Origin of the sequence: Sphingobium sp. LMC3-1-1.1 (assembly GCF_040676285.1) — a bacterium.
In the GTDB taxonomy this organism is placed as follows: Bacteria; Pseudomonadota; Alphaproteobacteria; order Sphingomonadales; family Sphingomonadaceae; genus Sphingobium.
This window is the reverse complement of sequence record NZ_JBEGHQ010000003.1, coordinates 21933-41225: the sequence shown is the minus strand read 5'-3', so window position 1 is coordinate 41225 and position 19293 is coordinate 21933. Positions and strand designations below refer to the sequence as shown.

Below are 19293 nucleotides of genomic sequence, written 5' to 3'. Positions count from 1 at the left end.
GCGCGGGCCATGGAAGCTCCGCCGCGCAAGATCATCCATATCGACATGGATGCCTTTTACGCGTCGGTCGAGCAGCGCGACGATCCCAGCCTGCGCGGCAAGCCCCTGGCGGTGGGCGGCGGCGGGCCTCGCGGTGTGGTCGCGACGGCCAGCTATGAAGCGCGCAAATATGGCGTGCGCTCCGCGATGCCGGGCGCGCGGGCGCGGCGCCTCTGCCCCGACCTGCTGTTCGTCCGTCCCCGCTTCGATGTCTACCGCGCCGTGTCGGCCCAGGTGCGGGAGATTTTTGCGCGCTTCACCGACATCATCCAGCCGCTGTCGCTGGACGAGGCCTATCTCGACGTCACGCAGAACAAGCCGGGCATTTCCTCCGCCACGCTGATCGCAGAGGAAATCCGCCGCCTGATCCGGGAGGAAACCGGGCTCACCGCGTCGGCCGGGGTCTCCTACAACAAGCTGATCGCCAAGCTTGCCTCCGACCAGAACAAGCCTGACGGCATCTGCATCGTCCGGCCGGAAGAGGGTGCGGCCTTCATCGCGACGATGCCGGTGCGGCGTATCCACGGCGTGGGGCCGGTGACGGCGAAGCGGATGCAGGCGCTGGGCATCGAAACCGGCGCGGACCTGAGGGCGCGTGAGCTGTCCTTCCTCCAGCAGCATTTTGGCAGCGCGGCGCTGTTCTACTATCGCGCGTCGCGGGGCGAGGACGACCGCCCGGTGCATGAGCGGCAGGAACGCAAATCCGTGAGCGTCGAGGATACCTTCTTCGACGACCTCATCACGGAGGAGTCGCTGATCACGGAACTCGACCGGATTGCGGAGAATCTCTGGGGCCGTATCGAAAGAAGCAGCGCCTATGGCCGTACGGTGGTGCTGAAGGTCAAGTTCGCCGATTTCCGCATCATTACCCGGTCGAAGAGCTTCGCTGCTCCCCTACGCTCGCCTGACCTGCTGGTGCAGACGGCCCGGGGGCTGCTCCGCGCCCAACTGCCGCTGCGCATGGGTGCGCGCCTGTTGGGCCTGGGCGTCCACAATCTGGATCATGTGGAGCCGGACGAGGCGCGCGGCCAGCTCAGCCTCAGCTTGTAGAGCGGCGCTCCTCTTGGATCAGGTCGCCGCTCCGGAGTCCTTGTGTTCCGCTATTTCTTGACCAGAGATCACCTGGAAAAAATCGCTTTGCGCCAACCCAATGCTCCCTATGCGTCAGAAGGGCAGCCAGTTGCGCTTTTCGGTGAACTTCATGTAGCCGGCGTTGATGCCCAGCCGGTATCCCACGCCCAGCCGGATCGGGATGAGAACGACGCTGCCCCAGCGCAGATAGCTGGCGGTGAAGCCGCCCACCAGATAGGCCGTGCCTTCCGCCGCCGGGAAGCGGTGATAAAGGTCCTGCGTATCGTAGAGATTATAGACGAGGACAAAGGTATTGGCCGCATTGCCGCCCACGTCGAAGCCGATGGATGGGCCGGTCCAATATACCTCCCGCTTGCCCTCCACCTTGTGATTGAGCGTGCCGGATCCATAGCGCAGACCGACCACGAACGCGCCCGACGCCTCTCGCCCGGCGATATAGGCATTGGGACGGCCCTGATCCTTCAGGATCTTTTCGATGATCCCGGCCAGGCCTTCAGCGCCCTTGCCGAACACCCCTTCGGCCGCGCCGATCAGATCGTCCTGCTGATAGGAATCGCCAGGGGATATGGCGGCCGGCGGGGAATTGGTTGTCACCGGCGCGCCTGTCGCGGTGGAGCCGGAACTTACCGGAGGCGGATTATAGGAGGTGCCGCTGCCCGCAGGCGCGCTGTTTCCCGGCTGGGAACTGGTGTCTACCCCGGGGTCGGTCGGCGTGCCGCCCGGCTGCGGCACGGGCGCCAGATCGGAATCGATCGCGGTATTGGGGTCGACCGTGCGCACCTGCGCCTGCGCCACGGGTGCCAGCATGACAGCGCCAAGGGCGATCGCAAGAGCGCCCGCCCTTCCAGCGCGGCCCGAAACCCGCTGTAAAATCCCGATCATGCCCGCTACTCCCCAGAGAAACCGCTCTTCAACCACATTTCAGATTATCGGGGAACAAGCTGAAACGACAATGAACGAACGGCGACCCGAGTCGATTCCGCGCCAGTCCGAATCTGTTTTTCGAAATCCGGGTGATTTTTCTCCGTGCCGGACCGTTGCCATGCATGAAACCCGTCGCTATAGGCCGACATCTAGCCACTGCTCACCTTATCCGGTGGGCAAATTCGTGCGGAGACGTGGGTGAGTGGCTGAAACCAGCGGTTTGCTAAACCGTCGTAGCCTTAAGGGGCTACCGAGGGTTCGAATCCCTCCGTCTCCGCCACCTTTCCATCCTCTCACAACCGGGCCAATCGCTGAAAGTCCCGCATTTCTGCGGCCTTCAAGGTGATTCGGGTCTCCTGGGATCCACTGCCTTCCATCGGCAACCGATTGGATTTGTGGGAGATTTTGAGCATGGGAAAGCTCTCGGCAACAGCTGTCAAAGCCGCGCGCGGCGATCAGGATGAAGAGCTGGAAATTCCGCCACGGGAAATGGAGAGAATCGTCCACGAGATGATGACCCGCGAATATACGCGAACGCTTGATGAAGCCGTACCCGCACTCGGCGACAAGACGCCCCGCGCGCTGGCCCGCACCAAGGCCGGCCGGGCCAAGGTCGCCGACTGGCTCAAATATCTCGAAAATGGCGCGGCGAAAACAGGTGCTGGCGACCCAATGGCCAGCTATGACTTCACCTGGATGTGGAACGAACTCGCGCTCGGTGATCTGCGGCATTGATGGTGAACCAACGACAGCTTGTAGCGAGCTCGACCAATCCGACGAATGTCGGCTCTGCCGGCGCTAACTGTCAGATTTCACTGCGGCCTCCGCCGCTTGGAAACCGATCTTGGAATGTTGGCCGTCGCAGAACGGCTTCGTGATCGACGCACCGCACCGGCAAAGGAAAACACGGCTCTTGCCCTGAAAGTCATAGAGATTTCCAGCTCCATCGCGCAGCTCAAGTAGGGTCAAATCGCCGGTTACGAGATATGGCCCGTTTTTTGTTGCGACAATATCCACCGCCATCGGAGCCTCCTCAGGTGGCCGTCCTTGGGCAGCGCTCGTCTCCGCTGTCCGGTCTCAGCCGGAGATATATCGCCTGGCACGAAATAAGGAAATGGCCAATTCATCGGAGGAAATGTCGAACAAGCACCGATCTGCTCGATGAGCCGGCGCTGCTAGGGAGTTTTGACAAAAACTCCGGGGGCCATGCGGAAGGCAGCTATCGGGCGTACGATTTCACATCGGGAATGACCGAGAAGTTGGCGGTCTTGGTCGGTAGCGCGCCAAATCTCGATCACTCCAGAGCCTAAACGGCGCAACCGAAGCTCGCCGTTTGGCCATGCTAATCACCGCCTAGCTTTCAATAAGTTGCTGGCTGCAATTGAGCTACGTCGGCCGCCTTTGGGATGCCCGCAAGCTCGGGCTGGATTTGCCGAGCCATGAGATCGGCGATCAGAACCGATCCCTGTTGCGTAAGGTGGCCATAATCAAATTGGACGGGCACGCCTGGCGTGACCCACAGGCGGCAGTCCGGCGCGCAGAGGCTGGCATAGGGCGAGAAATACGGAATGTGCGCCCGCTTCATGGCTGCGGCCAATTGCCGGTCGACCAGCGGAACCTGTTTGTTACGATGCATGTCTATGGGCTCGTTCTGGTCGATGTGCCTTGCAAGCAGCCGGGGAAGCGGCTGATCATATTCGACGATGGGACCAGAAACGATCACGCGTGGCGTGGCTTGCTGGATCAGCCGCACGGTCTTTTCGATGTCAGGGACATCCTTCTCCAGCCACCGCGCCGACAGGATCACCATGTTCGGCCGTATCCGTTTCAGATGCTCGTTGAACACCTGATGCATGAGCGCTAGACAGCGGGCATCGCCGCGGCTGTTGACCAGGGGTTTGCATCCGGCTGCCGTGGCCTGCAGCACGTGAGCGTTGGGCAGGGCATGGTTCAGTCCGTAATAAAGATGGGCAGCATGACTGTCGCCCACGATCAGGACGCGGGACTTGTCGTGCGGCGCCCTCATGCATCGTTCGAATGAATAATCGGAAAGGCGATTTTGGGTCGTCAGGAAGCAGGATCCGGTCCGCATCATCTCCGTGCGGCCGGTTCGCTCACCATAAGCCAGGACGCCGCGCGCCTGCGCCGAGATCGGATAAAGGACGTCGCTAAGGACGGCCAACGAAAAAACCGCCGCGCCGCATGCCGCCATGGCAGCCGTGCCCCGCAGCACCACAATGCGAGAGCTCAGGCGGCTCGAACGGCGGAAAGGCTTTTCGACAAATGCCCATGAAATCGTTGCGGCTGCCAGAGCGGCGATCAGCAACGATACGCGCTCCACATTGTCCAAGCGGCTGTCGATGTTGCGATAGAAGACAATGATCGGCCAGTGCCACAGATAGAGCGAATAGGATATGAGCCCGACGAAACGCATGGGCGGGATGGAAAGCAGCCGTCCTCCCAACGTGCGCCAGCTTTCCCCGCACAACAATATGAGGGCCGTCCCCAGGCAGGGGACAAGAGCCGATGCGCCGGGGAAAGTGGTGGCCTTGTTGTAGAACAGGACCGCGTAGGCGATGAGTGCCAGGCCAACCGCTACACCGACTTCGGCCTGCCACTGCCGGCGCGGCGCGGGAATCGCCCCGATCGCCAGCAGCGAGCCCAGCGACAGTTCCCAGGTGCGGAAGGGAATGAGGTAAAAAGCCGCGCTCGCGTTGCGGGAAACCATCCATTGCGCGGCAAGGAAGCTGGCCAGCGTCAACGCCCAGACAAGCTGCCGCCGGTGCGCGGCGGTCCAGTTGCGGGTGAAGAAGATCAGCAGCGGAAAGAATATATAAAACTGCTCCTCCACCGAAAGGGACCAGGTATGGAGCAGTGGATTGCTGTCCAACTCTCCATCAAAATATCCGCTCTGACTGTAGAACAGGATGTTGGACAGGAAGAAAATGGAAGCGATGATCGACTTTGCGACTTCGGCGGACTGATCGGACATCAGCAGGCCGAAAGCGGCCAACATCACGCAAAGATAGAGCGCGAACAACGCAGGGAAAATGCGTTTGATGCGGCGTTTGTAGAAATCGAACAGCGCGTCGCGCCATCCGCCCTGTTCACCCAGAAGCGTTTGCGTGATCAGAAAGCCGGAGATGACAAAAAAAACATCGACCCCGACGAACCCGCCGGAAAAGAGGCTAGTGCCCAAGTGAAAGATAACGACCGGGATGACGGCCACGGTCCTCAGCCCGTCAATATCCGCGCGATATTGCCTGATCATACACAATCCTCCCGTGAAATATCGGCCATCACCAGGAAGTTCGGCATTCGATCAAGATTATCGAAAAGTCGTATGACGTTATGATGCAGGAATGCCTTATGGAATCAAGCATTCTCGGCCCCTTTTTCTTTATTGAATTGGCAAGAAAGTGCGCAGAAACTATTTCAGATTTTCGACCGCCAAAACCCGAGCCGGCGTCACTGCATCGCATAATATGCAACACTCATCGAATTTCTCGGGTAAACCAATATGTTACATGTTGGGTGAAGGCATCGCGTCATCAAAAAACGCTGGCGCGCCTATTCAAAACGGACGAAATGGCTACATTCAGGAAAATCGGAAAGTCGCTCGCTGACGGCTCTGCTGTGCCTGGGCGACGCTCCCTCCGAGGCAGGGTGAAGATGATAGGAGTAGGAGTCGCGGTCCTGGTCGCGATGACTGCGCTCATGCTGGTCGCTGCGCCGCGGTCTTCCGCCGATTATTCCGGAGATAGACGGCCCTTCGACATCGCCATAACGGTGGACGATCTGACCGGAAATGGCCGATTGCCTATCGGGATGACCCGACTGTCCATTGCCGAACTTTATATCAAGGCATTGAAGCAGCACGGGGTGCCTGAAGCCTACGGCCTCGTGAACGTCGCGAAACTGCAACGGGACAAGGACGGAGGCAAGGTTCTGGATAGCTGGCGCCGCGCCGGCTATCCGTTAGGCAATCATTCCTACAGTCATTTGAACCTGAACCGCGCGTCCTCTTTCGAGCAATGGAAAACCGATGTCGTGACCGGCGAGCAGGAGATCGCCCGCCGGATGGACGGAGCGGATTGGCATTATTTCCGCTTTCCCAACATGGCAGCGGGCAGGGATCAGGCCCAGCATGACAGCGCCATGGCGTTCCTGAAGCAGCGGGGATATCGGATTGCCGAAGCCACAGTCAGTTTCGACGACTGGGCCTATAGCGAAGCCTATGCCCGTTGCCTCGCCAAGGGGGACACCGCCGCAATCGCAACCATGAAGGCGCAATATCTGAAAAATATCGACCAGGGGATCGTGCGGATGAAGTCGCTTTCGCACAAGGTCTATGGCCGCATGATTCCTCAGATATTGTTGACCCATCTGAGCGGTTGGGGCGCGGTCATGCTGCCCGAGGTGCTGGCAAGGCTGGACGTCGCAGGCGCGCGTTATGTGAGCCTGACAGCGGTACAGCGCGATCCAGCCTATAATGGTGATGACCCATGGACTGGAAATCAGCTGATGATGGAGCGCATCGCTCGCCAAAAAGACATTGATATCGACGCGATTGCAAAGCTGCATCGTCCTGGCAGTCTGAAAACCCTATGCCGCAATAATTCCTAAACGAGACGTGAACATACGACCGGTTTGAGGATCGCATGCCGACTTCCCAATGTCGGCTATGTTGGCGGCTCTGGCCGCATCTTTGGCAGCGATCGAGGCAGCAGCACTCGACTAGCTCATGCCGTTCCGGTAGGGCTCCGCGTATGTCGGCTTATGCCGGAACCGGTCATTCACAAGTTTGACTGCTGTCGGTCGTTTACCGCGCCAAAGCCGGTCGCTCTGGTGCGAGTGGGAATCGCCTGAAACCGGACATTCCCGGATTGGTCTCGGCTCACGGAGCTTGGGCCGACGCCGCTCGACGTTCTCATCGCCGAAATCGTCCGCCGTTCGCCGGACGCGGTGCTGTTTGGTCATTCCGGCTCATCATCTGGACACACGATCATTTCACAGATGGCGGCGGCCGTTTCGCTGGCGCTATCCAACGCCGCAATAATTTATGGCGGCGTTCACCCGACTTATTTCTGGCGCGAAATTCTCGCGCAGGAATCGCATGTGCGGGCCATCGTAAAGGGAGAAGGCGAAGAAACGGCGCGCCACCTAATGCGCGCGATCGCACAAGGTCAGTCACTCCGGGAGGTGCCCGGTATCGTCGATCGCCAGGATGGGGAGCCTGTCGCCACCGAAGCAGCGGCCGTGATCACCGATCTGGACGTCCATCGCGTGGGCTGGGAACTCATCGATCATGCGCGTTACAGCTATTGGGGTGGCAAGCGCGCGGTCGTAATTCAGTTTTCTCGGGGTTGTCCTAATCTGTGCAACTATTATGGGCAGCGTGGCTTCTGGACGCGCTGGCGTCACCGTGATCCTGTTCTTCTCGCCCGAGAGATCGCGCGGCTCTATCGCGATCATTGCGTGGAGGTGTTCAATTTCGCGGACGAAAATCCCAGCGCTGGCAGGAAGCCGTGGAAGGCCTTTTTAGAGGCGCTGATCGCCGAAGACATATCGGTGACGCTGGTCAGATCAACCCGAGCTGACAATATCGTCCGCGATGCCGATATTCTTCACCTTTACAAGAGGGCCGGCTTCGAGCGCTTTCTCATGGGAATGGAGAATACGGACGAGGCCACGTTAGAGCTGATCAGAAAGGGAGGGGCGACGGCCAGCGATCGCGAAGCCATCTGACTGCTTCGGCAGCACGGCATCCTCTCGATGGTTACTTGGGTGGCAGGATTTGACGACCAGACCGACGCAGACATGTGACGGGGTCTCAGGCAGCTTATTTCCTATGACGCCGACCAGATCCAGGCGCTCTACGTCACGCCACACCGGTGGACGCCTTTTTTCCGTATCGCAATGGATCGCCCTGTTGTGCAGTCTGACCCGACCAAATGGGATTATAAACATCAAGTTTTGGGTATGGCACAAATGACGCCCAGGCGGCTGTTCCTCTGGGTGAAGGTAATCGAAGCGGTGGCACAGCTACGCCCCCGTGCGCTGCTTTGGTGGGCGTGGCACCCCGATCCCAAGATCCGCCATGCGATCCGCTGGTATTATCGAATGGGCCGTCGAGTATGGCTACATGAGGTGTTTGGTTTCTTTTTTCGCGATCACGTGCGCACGGATGGCCGGACTGTTGCAGATCACTTGGGGGCACCCCAAGACCATGAGGAAGAGGCTTCTCGAGCTGTCAGCCGACGGCCTCGGCGTGACGACTTGGCAGTTCAGGCAGCACAGTCTGAACCAGCGGAGCAGAGCGTGGTAACCTGACCAGCGGCAAGCGACCAATGCTGGACGCTACCCTTTGTTTTTCCTCTCCCTTAAAGCAGCCGTGAGATGATTGCAGGCGTCTGAGGGAGGCACAGCGTGATGCCAGAGATATTTTGCGAGCGGATTGTTCACATAGACGGTCAGACCGCTGGATGCCGGTTTTACCAGCGGGAGCCTGATGGACAGGATCTTCGTTGCCATTACGAAATAGACTGGCCCGAAGGCTTATATAAAGGGCGAGCCTATGGCGTGGATGCAGTTCAGGCTCTTTTGCTTGCGATGCAGAAAGCGCACACGGATTTGCTGGCTGCGCGCGAAAATAGGGGCCGTCAGATCACTTGGCTTGATAGACGCAGTCTTGGAATGCCGATCCCCGCGACGATTGCTGACTGGGCACCCGACAACGAGTTTTAGAAGATCGACGTCCGATTATCCTCTACCGAAATCCAAAGCCGACATTCCGCTACCCACCCCTTCCGATCCCAAAATCGCTCGAATTATCAGGCGCCCGTTAGCCGTTCCACGGATTGAGGATGTTGACGCCGGCGGCTTCAAAATCGGCGACGTTGCGCGTCACCACGGTCAAACCATGTACCAAGGCTGTCGCCGCGATCCATCCATCACGTTCGCTGACCGGATCGGGCACATGCAGCGCGGCGCAGGCGGCCGCCGCCGCGCCATCCATAGCGAGAACCCGACCAGCAAAGCCGGGCTTCACGATATGGTCCAGCCATCGCCGCAAATGCTCGCCCTGGACGGGATCGCGTCGCTCGATCTGGACCACCCCCAACTCAAGTTCGAACAGCGACATGGCCGAAAGAAACGTGGTGCTGGGATCCGTTACCTTAAGCCAGCCGACAACTTCGGGAGCGGCACGCCCTGATCGGACCTTACGGCTTTCGGAAATGACGTTGGTATCAATCAGAAACATCAATCCAGGTCCGCCGGACGCGCCGCGATGCGAGCCTTGGGCGGCTCGAAATCGAAATCCTGATCGTCGTTGGGCATCAGCACATCGAGCAGAGACGTTCCACGACCGGCGAGTCGTTCATAGTCCTTGATCGCCATGACGACGAGTGAGGGCTTGTTGCGGTCGGTGATGAACACAGGGCCGGACAGCGCGGCCCGCTTGATGCTGCCGGGATCTCGGTTAAAATCTCTGCTGGTAAAGGTCGCGGTCATCGCTCCGGCTTTCATGTCGTTACATACAGACAAATAAACCTCGGAGGGATGACTGTCAATGAGAGCAAGGAGGCCAGGATCAGGAATGGACCTCACGGTGCAACCAGCATCTGATAATTCGAGCGATTTTAGGACCGGCGTGGGTGGATTCCCGAACGACAGCTTCCAGACGCAAAAGGTGGAAAACAGCCGATTCTCAACACATAGGGAATTGTCGCTCCATGCCGGGCGCCAACGAGAGTCCGAATGCTCTCCGTGAATTGGCGCAGCATATCTCGTTCTGCAATGGCGAAGGCGGTCATCAATGACATTCCAACCACATCTCGACCCCTGAGAAATCGCCGGCGGCGAGGTGCTTAGGCTTGATCCAGAAGTAATAAGCCCCTGCATCCCCCCAGCACCAGTGCATCGCATCGTCACTGGCGATCTGGAACAGGAGCAAATCCTTTGCGGGTCCGGGAACAGCATCTGATTGCAAGCCGTCATGGTAACCGCCCATGCGGTGCGGTCGGTTGCTGTACAGCTGCCGCCAGTTCGCCTCGTATGCTGGCAATGCGTCGTCCGGGATCAGCGTACGTCGGGCTGGATCGACGTACATGTCAGCCATGAATTCACGCATGGCGATGGGCGGATTAAGCCGACTGCCACGTCTATGTTCGTGAAATCTGATGGTGGGCTGATCAACAGCCTCGCGGATGCGATCATTCTGCCACCGAACGAAATCGCGATTTTCAAAAACAGCGACGAGTTCATCCCAGTCTTGTTGCGAAAGCGGGGCTTCCGGATCGTGCTTGCGTACCGCTTCGATGAGGGCATCTACTTTTGTGCGCAGACCATCTTGCCACGCTGCCTCAAGCGCAGGGCTTTCCTCAAGATAGCGAATGATTGCATCGGCATCGCCCATTTCTTGCAGCCAGGCCGTCTGCCGTTCAGCGTGATCGATCCTTGCTGAATTCCATTTCAGTTGCTCAGTCAGTCGATCAGATTCGTCGCCGCTTTGCACTCGTGCTAGCAACGCTTGGCGATCCTCCTGAGCTTTCTGGGCTTGTCGTTCGCCATGCTCGCAGATTTCACGGATAATCCCTTCCTTGTGCAATTCCGAGCAGAACACGGGTGAAAGCTGGATCGGAGGGAGCGACCGTTCAAGACCGGCACGTTGATTATGCAGAGCGTAAAGGGCTTGCCCATAGGTCAGTGGTCTGATCGGAGAGGGGCGGTCACGTTCGGGGGCGATCTGCTGACCAGGGTAAAGGCGTGAAGCAAAATCGTCTGGGGCGACCAGAACCCGCCCCTCCACATGCCTGGCATCGTTCGGAACCGAAACGGTATCGATCGGCCAGCGTCGCCAGATGTTTGGCACCTGTTCGCCAGGGAGAAGGTAACGATAGTCTGGGCCGGTATAGACGCCATCGTGCACAGGTCCGAGATCGAAGGGAGGAGCGCGCTCTAAGCCTACCTGCGGAATGTGTATGACGCGAAATGCGTCGTTGCCCTCCGGGCAACCTTGATTGGGATCTATGAACAATAACAACCAGCCTTCGCGCGGCCCCAGTCCCCCCCACAACTCCTTGGGCAGGTCAGCGCAGCAAATCTGGGCCAGGAAGTGTAATGGCCGCTCTCCCTTATCGGGATATTCTGATGAGACTGATCGAGGCCACTCGATTTCTTCTGGCATGCACGGAAGCCCACCGAGCCAGGAGCGGGAAGGTTCATCAAGATTAGGCGGAATCTGGCGGCGAAGGATCACCGATACGTTTTCCGAGACGGCACTTGGTGCGGACACGGAACCTCCGATGTGAATGCCGTTTCCGCTACGTGCGGGCTCGGTTCTGATAGGCGAGAGCAGATCGCTATACCCGTCCTCCTGAGCTAATATCGCGCTCAGATTCCGGCGCCGTTGCGATGGTTCTGGGGCGCTTTCAGGACTGACGGATTTGCCCTGTTCGCCATGAGCTGTGCTTCCCTTCAACTTCGCTTTGAACCACCGAGGCACAATCACGAGCAACCAGTAAAGAAGCAACCCATACAAGAGTAGAGGCAGATACCCCATCAAACCCCAGAATGTATTCATCAATGGCCTCCCCCGATTATTCAGAAACCTCATGCGACAAGTTAAGTTAAATTGCGGATAATTTGCACCGGCGCATGCCGGACCGAGGCGCAATAGGAGCACGGGTAGCACAACAGCTGTTGGCTCATACTCAGTTGTCTTAAAATCGCTGATTTTCCGGACAAAGTGGCCTAGCCCCAGGAAGCTGCTCTTGCCGCCCCGCATCTGTAAACGCCTAAAATCTATGTCTGCAAATGGGCCGCCGATCCCGCCGACCCAACGGCAATTTCTGGTCGGTATTGCTTCTGAGTTCTACGATGACGAAGCGGGCCGAGCCTGCTTTATGACGTGGAAGGCGCCCCCCATAAGGCTGGTCACTTCGTCTGCGCTCAGCACGCACTGGGGCTCATAGTTCAAACCCATTTGTCGCGTCCGCTTCCAGTGATCGACGTACAATCCTTTTTTAGGGCCGAAGGTGAGGTCGATGTGCCTGGCCAATCTGGCCGACCCCTCGGCCGAATAAGCGGTGCGGAAAATCGAGATATCTACGACATAAGGGCCGATCATAACCCAGGCATGGCCGTCCCAATCGGGACTAGATGTGCTGAAGACTAACGAACCATCAATGGGTCGTCGGTCGCCAAAAACCGGTACGCCTTCCACAGCTAAGGTTCCGGCAACCACATGGATGGGCGCCTTCATGTGGCGCTCCAAGCCCACCGCCAAAGCGGCGCTCATCAGCGCGCATGCTCCCGCAATAGGCGGAAAGATGCTCAGCAGATCAATAGCGCAATGCGACAGCGCCACGCGATCGGCTTCATTCATCTCATAAGACTTGAAAGCTTTCGCCGCGGCCCAACTATGTTTATTGGCAACCAGCTTGCTCAGCTGAGTGATATCTTTGATTGCTGACATTCAGGCCGTTTATCGGCGCTGTCCCCCTTTGGCGATAGATGAATGGACGGCAGCTTTCGAAGAGCTGATTCCACCCTCTTAACGCCCGCTCTGTTGGCGGCTTTCGCCGGCATCCCCAAGTGCCCTACTTCCCAACTGAAAAGCCGTAGGGAATATACAGAAATACCTCGTGTTGCTGACTTGAGACCAGGCGACGGCCCGGTCGAGGCCGCTGACATTCACGGCATAGTCCGCGCCATAGAAGCCGACTGCACGGTTCGCTCCCGCGGCGATGCGACGGTAGATCTCGTCGCGGTACTGGTCGGGATTGACGATTGCGAGCGTCAGGCCGCCGGTCTTGTCGATCGTCGCGCGGCCGGAGCCCGAGATAGCCTTGATGAAATCGGTCAGTTTCTTCTCGGTGGCCGCGGCCGAGCCAGCCAGCTTTACCCTCAGCATGACGTCGATCTTACTGGTGTCGACCCGGCCCGCGTACTGGAACTGCAGTTCCAGGTAATTCGCCTTGGTTACGGGGGACAATTGCACTGTCCCGGAGACCAGTTCGATGTCGGTACCTGGCGCGCGGTCGAGCGCGGCCAGTAACACAGTATGGATCTCCTTCTTGCGCGTAGTTTCATCGCGCGTGTCCGACGAGATCGAAACCGGCACAACCGCCGCGTCGGCCTGCCGCCGCAGACCGATCACCGGGCGGTCCTGCTGGGCATAACGGGTATTGAATCGATTTCTGGTGACGGTCACCTCGGCTTCACGATTTCGCACGAATTTGCAACGTCCGCTTTTGCTCCCAATAGCCAGGCTGCAGATCCGCATCTGCGGTTGGGGGCGCTCATCTCTTACCAGCCTGAAAAGTGAATGTAGGACTGCTTTCAAGTACGTTGGAGGAGCGCCGCAACGTGGCCTTTGTCGGCGAACGAAGAAGCATGATCAGCGCACTTGTTTCTCGAACAGCGACACAAGTTCGGAAAATTTCTGCTTCTGGTCGTGTTTATCATCCGATGCGATGGCTTCCTCTACGCAATGTGCCGCATGTACCTTGAGCACTTCGGCACGCGTTGACCGCAATGCCGCTTCTACCGCCGCGAACTGCTGAAGGATATCGATGCAGTAGCGGTCCTCCTCCATCATCTTCGCGATGCCGCGCGCCTGCCCCTCTATGCGGCGCATCCGCGCGATCTGCTTGTCGAACTTGTTGCGCATCAGATGTTCACCTTGCAAAAGCATGCGAATATTACTATACCCCTCTATAGTATATTGCAAGAGGCTTTGCGGTCATGAGCGACCATCATTGCGGACATCACCATGCCCATGCGGGCCACGCGCATGGTAGTGTGGCACCGAAGGACGGACGCTATGACAGAGTGTCCGCAGGCTATGCCGGACCAGTCTACACCTGCCCCATGCATCCCGAAGTGCGGCAAACCGGACCTGGTTCCTGCCCGATCTGCGGCATGGCTCTTGAACTAGAATCCGCCGCCATGGCTGATGAAGGCACCAATCCCGAGCTGGTCGATTTTATCCGCCGTTTCTGGATCGGCGCTGTCCTCACCGTGCCGCTGCTGGTACTTGCGATGGGGCCGATGGTCGGCCTTGGCTGGATCAGGGGAGCGCTGGGCGAACACGCCGCGCAAGAGCTCGAACTCGCACTCGGGACGCCGGTCGTTCTGTGGTGCGGCTGGCCGTTCCTGGAACGCGGCTGGAAATCTTTCCTCTCATGGAACCTCAACATGTTCTCGCTGATTGCCATGGGCGTGATCGCCTCCTGGACATTCAGCGTCGTGGCCGTGATCGCGCCGTCGATATTTCCATCAGGCTTCCGGGACATGCACGGAACCGTGCCCGTCTATTTTGAAGCGGCGGCGGTAATTGTCGTGCTTGTGCTGTTGGGGCAAGTGATGGAATTGCGTGCCCGCGAGGGGACCGGCAAGGCGATCCGCGCCTTGCTCGATCTTGCCGCCAAGACCGCGCGCGTCATCCGTGACGATGGCAGCGAAGAGGAAATTCCGCTTGAGCATGTCCATGTCGGCGATCGCCTGCGCGTGCGTCCCGGCGAAAAGGTGCCGGTCGATAGCGAAGTGGTCGATGGCCATAGTTCGATTGACGAAAGTATGATCACGGGCGAGCCGGTTCCGGTTGAAAAGACGGTTGGAGATCCCGTCACCGGCGCGACTATCAACGGGACCGGCAGCCTCGTGATTGAGGCACGCCGGGTAGGCGCGGACACGATGCTCAGCCAGATTGTCGCCATGGTTGCGCAGGCACAGCGATCACGCGCGCCGATCCAGAAATATGCCGACAAGGTGGCGGGCTGGTTCGTCCCCGCCGTGATCGGTGTTGCGGTGCTGGCCTTTATCGGCTGGGCGATATGGGGTCCGGCGCCCGCACTTTCCTATGCGCTGATCGCGGCGGTTTCCGTGCTGATCATCGCCTGCCCGTGCGCACTGGGCCTCGCGACGCCGATGTCGATTATGACGGCCACAGGTCGCGGTGCGCAGGCCGGCGTGCTGATCAAAAATGCGGAGGCGCTCGAACGCTTCGAAAAGGTAGATACGCTGATCGTCGACAAGACCGGCACGCTGACCGAGGGTAAGCCCAGGCTTGTCGCCGTAATTCCCGAATCCGGCTTCGACGAGGAGGAGGTGCTCCGGTTTGCGGCAACGCTTGAAAAAGGGTCCGAACATCCATTGGCCGAAGCCATCGTCGAGGGTGCGGAGCAGCACGGCATCGCGCTCGGCTCCGCCAATGACTTCGAGGCAGTCACTGGCAAGGGCGTCAAGGGCATGGTTGACGGAAAGCAGGTTGTGCTGGGCAATCTGAAGCTGATCACCGATCTTGCACTCGACGCGAAAGACTTTGCCGAAAAGGCCGAGGCGCGGCGCAGCAAAGGTGAGACAGTAATGTTCGTCGCCGTCGAGGGCGCCGTCACCGGAATGATCAGCGTCTCCGATCCGGTCAAGGCGACGACGCCCGATGCGCTGAAGGCCCTTCACGCGCTTGGCCTGACAATCATCATGGCGACCGGTGACAATGAGCGAACGGCCAGGGCCGTTGCCGCACGGCTCGGCATCGACAACATCCGCGCCGATGTGCTGCCGGAAGACAAGGCCCGCATCATCCGCGAATTGCAGGAACAGGGTCGTAAGGTCGCGATGGCGGGTGATGGCGTCAACGACGCGCCCGCGCTCGCCCAGGCCGATGTCGGCATTGCCATGGGCACCGGCGCCGATGTCGCGATCGAAAGCGCCGGAATCACGCTAGTAAAGGGCGATCTCGATGGCATTGTCCGCGCGCGGCGCTTGGCACATGCGACCATGCGCAATATCCGGCAAAACCTGTTCTTCGCGCTAGTCTATAATGGGGCGGGCGTACCAATTGCCGCTGGTGCGCTCTATCCGTTTCTCGGCATCCTCATCAGCCCCATGTTCGCCGCTTTCGCGATGAGCGCTTCGTCGGTTTCGGTGGTGACCAACTCGCTGAGATTGCGTGGTTTCAAGCTGTAACCCACAGACTCGATGATAAGGCATCGTTTCGGATTCGCCAACGACCGAGATGTCGGCGGCTCCCGTCGGCCCGCCCGGGCCGCGAGCAAAGGGCAGCATTTCAACATTTTTACCGGGAACCAGACTTTCCGGAGCCGCCGACAAAACGGACATTGACGGTCCCACAACTGCACCTCACGATGCCCGCATGAGACGATCGCTTCGAGGAATTGCCTGCGCATCAGTGCTGTTCACGCTTGCGTGCTCGAATGGGCAGGCGACCAGTGCTCCAGCCGCTGGAACTGAAAGCGAAAATTCTGCGACCTCTATGGCAGCCGTGCCACTGGCTGGCCGCGTGACCGATACGGCTCATATCCTATCGCCCCAAGAACAGGCCACCCTGAGTGGCAGGCTAGCGAAGCTAGAGCAGAAAACGCAGCATCAACTGGTCGTTGTAACAGTGCCCTCGCTTGATGGACGCGATGTCGCCAATTACACGAGAGACTTAGCGAACAGCTGGGGAATTGGGCGCAAAGGCTATGATGACGGCGTGGTTCTTCTGGTCGCGCCAAAAGAGCGCAAGGTCCAAATAGCAGTTGGCTATGGCTTGGAGAAGCGACTGCCTGATGGGGTCTGCCAACAAATTATCGATCAGAAAATCCTTCCGAGCTTCCGAAAAGGAGATCTCTCCGGCGGCATTGAAGCGGGCACGGATGCGTTGATTGCGCGCTTGGAATAATGTCCACTCCCCCCAACTTTTCTGCCGATGAAGGCGCCCCAGGCACGGCCTGAAACCTGACTGCCAGAACGGACGACTGGTTTGGAAGAGACGATTTGGTCCGCTGAACGGCCGCTCTGTTGGCGCGTGCTGCTCGGCAGTTTGCCCGTCTCAAACCGGGAGGGTCGCCAATTGTGCGGGCCGCTCGCGTACCAGCGCCGCCGATGGTCAACGATGGGTGGTTTGCAGAAGGTCCGGTTTTGGGCAAGACGACCCTGAAAGCTGACATTACATAGGACGCGACAGTGTGATGGAGATGCAAGTGGCGCGACTGAAACACACCATTAAAAACAGCAGCAGTCAGCCGCAATTTGTGAACTTCGAACTCTCCACACAGCGCTACCGGCTCGAACCGGGGCAACAAATGTATTTCTTTTACGAGTCGGATTTCCCGACACGCGATGGCTTTTTACCCATGCGGGTAACGAACTGATCGCGGTTCCTGAAGATCTGGGGCTGGCGTCCTTTCGGCCGGAGCACGTGCGGAGCTACATCATGATCAATCTGTCGCGCATCATCAGGCCGATCTGGATACGTTAGCAGATACCATAAACGAAGCGGGTCGGGGGATGCGTCAACATCGTCCCGACCCTCGCCACGATCGATCCTGGAGGAACATATGGCTAAGACCCCCCATATCATACAAGCAGATGAACAACAGCCCACACGCGAGATGTACGTTTTCGGTGGGGTGCCCCCATGGCGATCCTCCGGCTGCCTGCGGTCAAGGCGAGGACGGGGCTGAGCCGAGCGACCATATACCGCAAGATCCAGAGTTCAGAGTTCCCGCGGCCGCATCAGTTGAGCCAGCGGGACGTTGGATGGCTCGAATCCGACGTCGAAACGTGGATTGCCAACTGCATCGCGGGAGGTACCAATGACCGTTGAGATTGGGGGCATCCTTAGGGGGCATTGATTGCCAAAGGCGTAATAAATATCACAAAATTTCAAGATATTGCGTAGATTTTGATGAATCCCTTCCTCTCCGCCACTTTTCCTCCTGTTGCAAGACTTTCCCCTTCGGGGTGACCTGTGCCTGCAAATGCTCCGCAACATATCGCTGGTCGGGCGATTGCCAGTCCGATGTCATCATCTGACAGCCAAGAAACTCGATACTAAAGGGATCGATCAGATCCAAAATCGATCGAGAGCATTGCGCGGCGGCCAATCTACCAGGAACAATTCTGCCGGCCATGTTGAAGGGACGATTGCCGAACCTTCAGATCAGGAAATCAGATAGTCAGTCTGGACGTGCCATGGCTTTGGGTAATGTGCCTTTCAAGGCGGCGACAAAACGTTGCACCTTCGGAGAAAGGTGACGTTTGTCAGGATAGACCGACCAGATCGGCTCCTCGGGAGGAGCGAACTCTTCGAGAATGGGCACCAACTGGCCCGATTGAACTGCGTCATTGAGATAGAAATTGGGCAATTGGCAGATGCCCATGCCGTCCCGGGCTGCTTCCAGGACGGCGTAGCCATTGTTGCAGCTCCAGACGGGACGCGGGCGGTATAGTATTTCATCGCCCTTTTCGGAAAAGTGCCACTGCAATGTGGTGCCTGTCAGGCAATCGTGCTCGTTCAGGTCAGCGATCTTCTCAGGTGTCCCCATGCGTTCCAGATAGGCCGGGGCGGCACAAGTACGGGACCGTCGCGAAGCAATCTTTGCAGCAATCAGGTCGGAGGATGGAAGATTGCCCGTGCGAACGCCAAGGTCATAACCCTCGGCCACCAGGTCGATCGTGCGGTCCGTCACATCCAGATAAACGGTCAGCTGGCGGTGCTGCTTGGCAAATTGTCGCGCAACTGGAGCGATGAAACGCTCGCCCAGCGCAACGCAGCAGGTGATCCTCAGATCGCCGCGCGGCTCGCCCTGATCACGGATGAGCGCGACGGCCTCGTCTCTTTCCTGTACCAGCCGAATGCAGTGGTCGAGGAAAGTTTGCCCGGTAGGAGACAAGAGCACCCTACGGGTGGTGCGGTGCAGCAGCTGGGCTCCCAGCCGATCCTCCAGCCGGGCGAGGGCGCGGCTCATATGCGTGCGCGACACGCCGAGCGAAGCGGCTCCGGCGATGAAGGAGCCAGTCCGGGCCACGGCCACGAATTCCTCTATCCCTTCCCAACCGTCCATTCGATTCGCACCCTTTTAGAGCCCAATATACTCTGGTCGCTCCACTTAAGTGTAAGGGCGGCTCTATGCTAGGCGGCGTGGACAAATTGGCGATGTTTGGCGAACAGATCTCGCTGGGCTTGGTTGACCGCTCCGCTGTCCGAATCGACTTTCCGCTTTGACTCCGGTCGAGCCCGCTCTCGAGCCAAGGAATGCCCCAGTGTAACCTGGTGCCCAAAGAACACCGCCTATCATCGAATATGCATCTCCCCCGCCTATCAGGGCTCAATAGAAATTGAAGCATCGGCCAGCCATCAGCCATGGCGCAAATCACGAGAATCGATGCAACACTCCCCTCAACAACCCTCCGTCGTCGAACCCTCCGCTGAGGACATGT

The 19293-nt window shown here is 58.6% G+C and carries 19 protein-coding genes and 1 tRNA gene; 10 read left to right on the top strand and 10 right to left on the bottom strand.

The window, feature by feature from the left end; all coding sequences use genetic code 11:
* Positions 1-9: 9 nt before the first annotated feature.
* Positions 10-1089, top strand: coding sequence for a DNA polymerase IV (gene dinB / locus MRBLMC3_RS07060; protein ID WP_363827113.1), 1080 nt, complete (start codon positions 10-12; stop codon positions 1087-1089).
* A 114-nt stretch (positions 1090-1203) separates the two neighbouring features.
* Here dinB and MRBLMC3_RS07055 read toward each other — a convergent pair whose 3' ends face one another.
* On the bottom strand, positions 1204-2013 hold the full coding sequence (locus tag MRBLMC3_RS07055) for a DUF1134 domain-containing protein (protein ID WP_133654415.1): 810 nt from the start codon (positions 2011-2013) through the stop codon (positions 1204-1206).
* Between the two features lie 230 nt (positions 2014-2243).
* Here MRBLMC3_RS07055 and MRBLMC3_RS07050 point away from each other — a divergent pair.
* A tRNA-Ser gene (locus tag MRBLMC3_RS07050) sits at positions 2244-2335 on the top strand.
* A gap of 62 nt (positions 2336-2397) precedes the next feature.
* Positions 2398-2790, top strand: a complete 393-nt coding sequence (locus tag MRBLMC3_RS07045; protein ID WP_363827111.1) for a hypothetical protein — start codon at positions 2398-2400, stop codon at positions 2788-2790.
* A 63-nt stretch (positions 2791-2853) separates the two neighbouring features.
* On the opposite strand, the gene MRBLMC3_RS07040 is transcribed toward MRBLMC3_RS07045, so the two are convergent.
* Both MRBLMC3_RS07040 and MRBLMC3_RS07035 read right to left on the bottom strand, forming a co-directional pair.
* On the bottom strand, positions 2854-3078 hold the full coding sequence (locus MRBLMC3_RS07040; protein ID WP_363827108.1) for a CDGSH iron-sulfur domain-containing protein: 225 nt from the start codon (positions 3076-3078) through the stop codon (positions 2854-2856).
* A gap of 337 nt (positions 3079-3415) precedes the next feature.
* Positions 3416-5326, bottom strand: coding sequence for an acyltransferase family protein (locus MRBLMC3_RS07035; RefSeq protein ID WP_363827105.1), 1911 nt, complete (start codon positions 5324-5326; stop codon positions 3416-3418).
* A 98-nt stretch (positions 5327-5424) separates the two neighbouring features.
* Here MRBLMC3_RS07035 and MRBLMC3_RS07030 point away from each other — a divergent pair, with 98 nt between their 5' ends.
* From MRBLMC3_RS07030 to MRBLMC3_RS07020, 3 genes are all read left to right on the top strand, one after another.
* Positions 5425-6681, top strand: coding sequence for a polysaccharide deacetylase family protein (locus tag MRBLMC3_RS07030; RefSeq protein WP_363827102.1), 1257 nt, complete (start codon positions 5425-5427; stop codon positions 6679-6681).
* A 306-nt stretch (positions 6682-6987) separates the two neighbouring features.
* Complete coding sequence (locus tag MRBLMC3_RS07025) at positions 6988-7803, top strand: radical SAM protein (RefSeq protein WP_363827280.1); 816 nt, start codon at positions 6988-6990, stop codon at positions 7801-7803.
* A gap of 684 nt (positions 7804-8487) precedes the next feature.
* Positions 8488-8802, top strand: coding sequence for a DUF6968 family protein (locus tag MRBLMC3_RS07020; protein WP_363827100.1), 315 nt, complete (start codon positions 8488-8490; stop codon positions 8800-8802).
* A 97-nt stretch (positions 8803-8899) separates the two neighbouring features.
* Here MRBLMC3_RS07020 and MRBLMC3_RS07015 read toward each other — a convergent pair whose 3' ends face one another.
* The 6 genes from MRBLMC3_RS07015 to MRBLMC3_RS06990 all read right to left on the bottom strand — a co-directional run bounded on the left by MRBLMC3_RS07015 (position 8900) and on the right by MRBLMC3_RS06990 (position 13756).
* A complete protein-coding gene (locus MRBLMC3_RS07015) occupies positions 8900-9319 on the bottom strand; it encodes a type II toxin-antitoxin system VapC family toxin (RefSeq protein ID WP_363827097.1) in 420 nt (139 codons plus the stop codon).
* Positions 9319-9570, bottom strand: coding sequence for a type II toxin-antitoxin system prevent-host-death family antitoxin (locus MRBLMC3_RS07010; RefSeq protein ID WP_363827095.1), 252 nt, complete (start codon positions 9568-9570; stop codon positions 9319-9321). The genes MRBLMC3_RS07015 and MRBLMC3_RS07010 overlap by 1 nt, the downstream gene beginning before the upstream one ends.
* 301 nt (positions 9571-9871) lie before the next feature.
* Positions 9872-11641 (bottom strand): DUF1963 domain-containing protein, encoded by a 1770-nt coding sequence (locus MRBLMC3_RS07005; RefSeq protein ID WP_363827092.1) that lies wholly within the window; start codon positions 11639-11641, stop codon positions 9872-9874.
* A gap of 291 nt (positions 11642-11932) precedes the next feature.
* Positions 11933-12535 carry a hypothetical protein gene (locus MRBLMC3_RS07000; protein ID WP_363827090.1) on the bottom strand — a complete coding sequence of 201 codons (603 nt, stop codon included), beginning with the start codon at positions 12533-12535 and terminating at the stop codon, positions 11933-11935.
* A 78-nt stretch (positions 12536-12613) separates the two neighbouring features.
* The gene (locus MRBLMC3_RS06995) at positions 12614-13345 is read right to left on the bottom strand and encodes a hypothetical protein (protein WP_363827087.1); all 732 of its coding nucleotides are present in this window, start codon (positions 13343-13345) and stop codon (positions 12614-12616) included.
* A gap of 114 nt (positions 13346-13459) precedes the next feature.
* A complete protein-coding gene (locus MRBLMC3_RS06990; RefSeq protein WP_363827085.1) occupies positions 13460-13756 on the bottom strand; it encodes a metal-sensitive transcriptional regulator in 297 nt (98 codons plus the stop codon).
* Positions 13757-13806: 50 nt separating this feature from the next.
* Between MRBLMC3_RS06990 and MRBLMC3_RS06985 the strand changes: the two genes are divergently transcribed.
* The 4 genes from MRBLMC3_RS06985 to MRBLMC3_RS06970 all read left to right on the top strand — a co-directional run bounded on the left by MRBLMC3_RS06985 (position 13807) and on the right by MRBLMC3_RS06970 (position 17677).
* On the top strand, positions 13807-16032 hold the full coding sequence (locus MRBLMC3_RS06985) for a copper-transporting P-type ATPase (RefSeq protein ID WP_363827084.1): 2226 nt from the start codon (positions 13807-13809) through the stop codon (positions 16030-16032).
* Between the two features lie 334 nt (positions 16033-16366).
* Positions 16367-16750: a TPM domain-containing protein gene (locus tag MRBLMC3_RS06980; protein WP_363827081.1), complete on the top strand. Its 384-nt coding sequence runs from the start codon at positions 16367-16369 to the stop codon at positions 16748-16750.
* Positions 16751-17039: 289 nt separating this feature from the next.
* On the top strand, positions 17040-17222 hold the full coding sequence (locus MRBLMC3_RS06975; RefSeq protein WP_363827078.1) for a hypothetical protein: 183 nt from the start codon (positions 17040-17042) through the stop codon (positions 17220-17222).
* 266 nt (positions 17223-17488) lie between these two features.
* The gene (locus MRBLMC3_RS06970) at positions 17489-17677 is read left to right on the top strand and encodes a helix-turn-helix transcriptional regulator (RefSeq protein WP_363827075.1); all 189 of its coding nucleotides are present in this window, start codon (positions 17489-17491) and stop codon (positions 17675-17677) included.
* 352 nt (positions 17678-18029) lie between these two features.
* Here MRBLMC3_RS06970 and MRBLMC3_RS06965 read toward each other — a convergent pair whose 3' ends face one another.
* Positions 18030-18917 carry a LysR family transcriptional regulator gene (locus tag MRBLMC3_RS06965; protein ID WP_363827072.1) on the bottom strand — a complete coding sequence of 296 codons (888 nt, stop codon included), beginning with the start codon at positions 18915-18917 and terminating at the stop codon, positions 18030-18032.
* Positions 18918-19293 lie beyond the last annotated feature (376 nt).

What these genes read in the sequence shown, in the direction of transcription:
- MRBLMC3_RS06965 (WP_363827072.1), bottom strand. Translation starts at nt 18,917, where the DNA reads ATGGACGGTTGGGAAGGGATAGAGGAATTCGTGGCCGTGGCCCGGACT.
- MRBLMC3_RS07005 (WP_363827092.1), bottom strand. Translation starts at nt 11,641, where the DNA reads ATGAATACATTCTGGGGTTTGATGGGGTATCTGCCTCTACTCTTGTAT.
- MRBLMC3_RS06985 (WP_363827084.1), top strand. Translation starts at nt 13,807, where the DNA reads ATGAGCGACCATCATTGCGGACATCACCATGCCCATGCGGGCCACGCG.
- MRBLMC3_RS07035 (WP_363827105.1), bottom strand. Translation starts at nt 5,326, where the DNA reads ATGATCAGGCAATATCGCGCGGATATTGACGGGCTGAGGACCGTGGCC.
- MRBLMC3_RS07040 (WP_363827108.1), bottom strand. Translation starts at nt 3,078, where the DNA reads ATGGCGGTGGATATTGTCGCAACAAAAAACGGGCCATATCTCGTAACC.
- MRBLMC3_RS07020 (WP_363827100.1), top strand. Translation starts at nt 8,488, where the DNA reads ATGCCAGAGATATTTTGCGAGCGGATTGTTCACATAGACGGTCAGACC.
- MRBLMC3_RS07010 (WP_363827095.1), bottom strand. Translation starts at nt 9,570, where the DNA reads ATGACCGCGACCTTTACCAGCAGAGATTTTAACCGAGATCCCGGCAGC.
- MRBLMC3_RS06970 (WP_363827075.1), top strand. Translation starts at nt 17,489, where the DNA reads ATGGCGATCCTCCGGCTGCCTGCGGTCAAGGCGAGGACGGGGCTGAGC.
- MRBLMC3_RS07000 (WP_363827090.1), bottom strand. Translation starts at nt 12,535, where the DNA reads ATGTCAGCAATCAAAGATATCACTCAGCTGAGCAAGCTGGTTGCCAAT.
- MRBLMC3_RS06995 (WP_363827087.1), bottom strand. Translation starts at nt 13,345, where the DNA reads ATGCGGATCTGCAGCCTGGCTATTGGGAGCAAAAGCGGACGTTGCAAA.
- dinB (WP_363827113.1), top strand. Translation starts at nt 10, where the DNA reads ATGGAAGCTCCGCCGCGCAAGATCATCCATATCGACATGGATGCCTTT.
- MRBLMC3_RS07055 (WP_133654415.1), bottom strand. Translation starts at nt 2,013, where the DNA reads ATGATCGGGATTTTACAGCGGGTTTCGGGCCGCGCTGGAAGGGCGGGC.
- MRBLMC3_RS06975 (WP_363827078.1), top strand. Translation starts at nt 17,040, where the DNA reads ATGGAGATGCAAGTGGCGCGACTGAAACACACCATTAAAAACAGCAGC.
- MRBLMC3_RS07030 (WP_363827102.1), top strand. Translation starts at nt 5,425, where the DNA reads ATGGAATCAAGCATTCTCGGCCCCTTTTTCTTTATTGAATTGGCAAGA.
- MRBLMC3_RS07015 (WP_363827097.1), bottom strand. Translation starts at nt 9,319, where the DNA reads ATGTTTCTGATTGATACCAACGTCATTTCCGAAAGCCGTAAGGTCCGA.
- MRBLMC3_RS06990 (WP_363827085.1), bottom strand. Translation starts at nt 13,756, where the DNA reads ATGCTTTTGCAAGGTGAACATCTGATGCGCAACAAGTTCGACAAGCAG.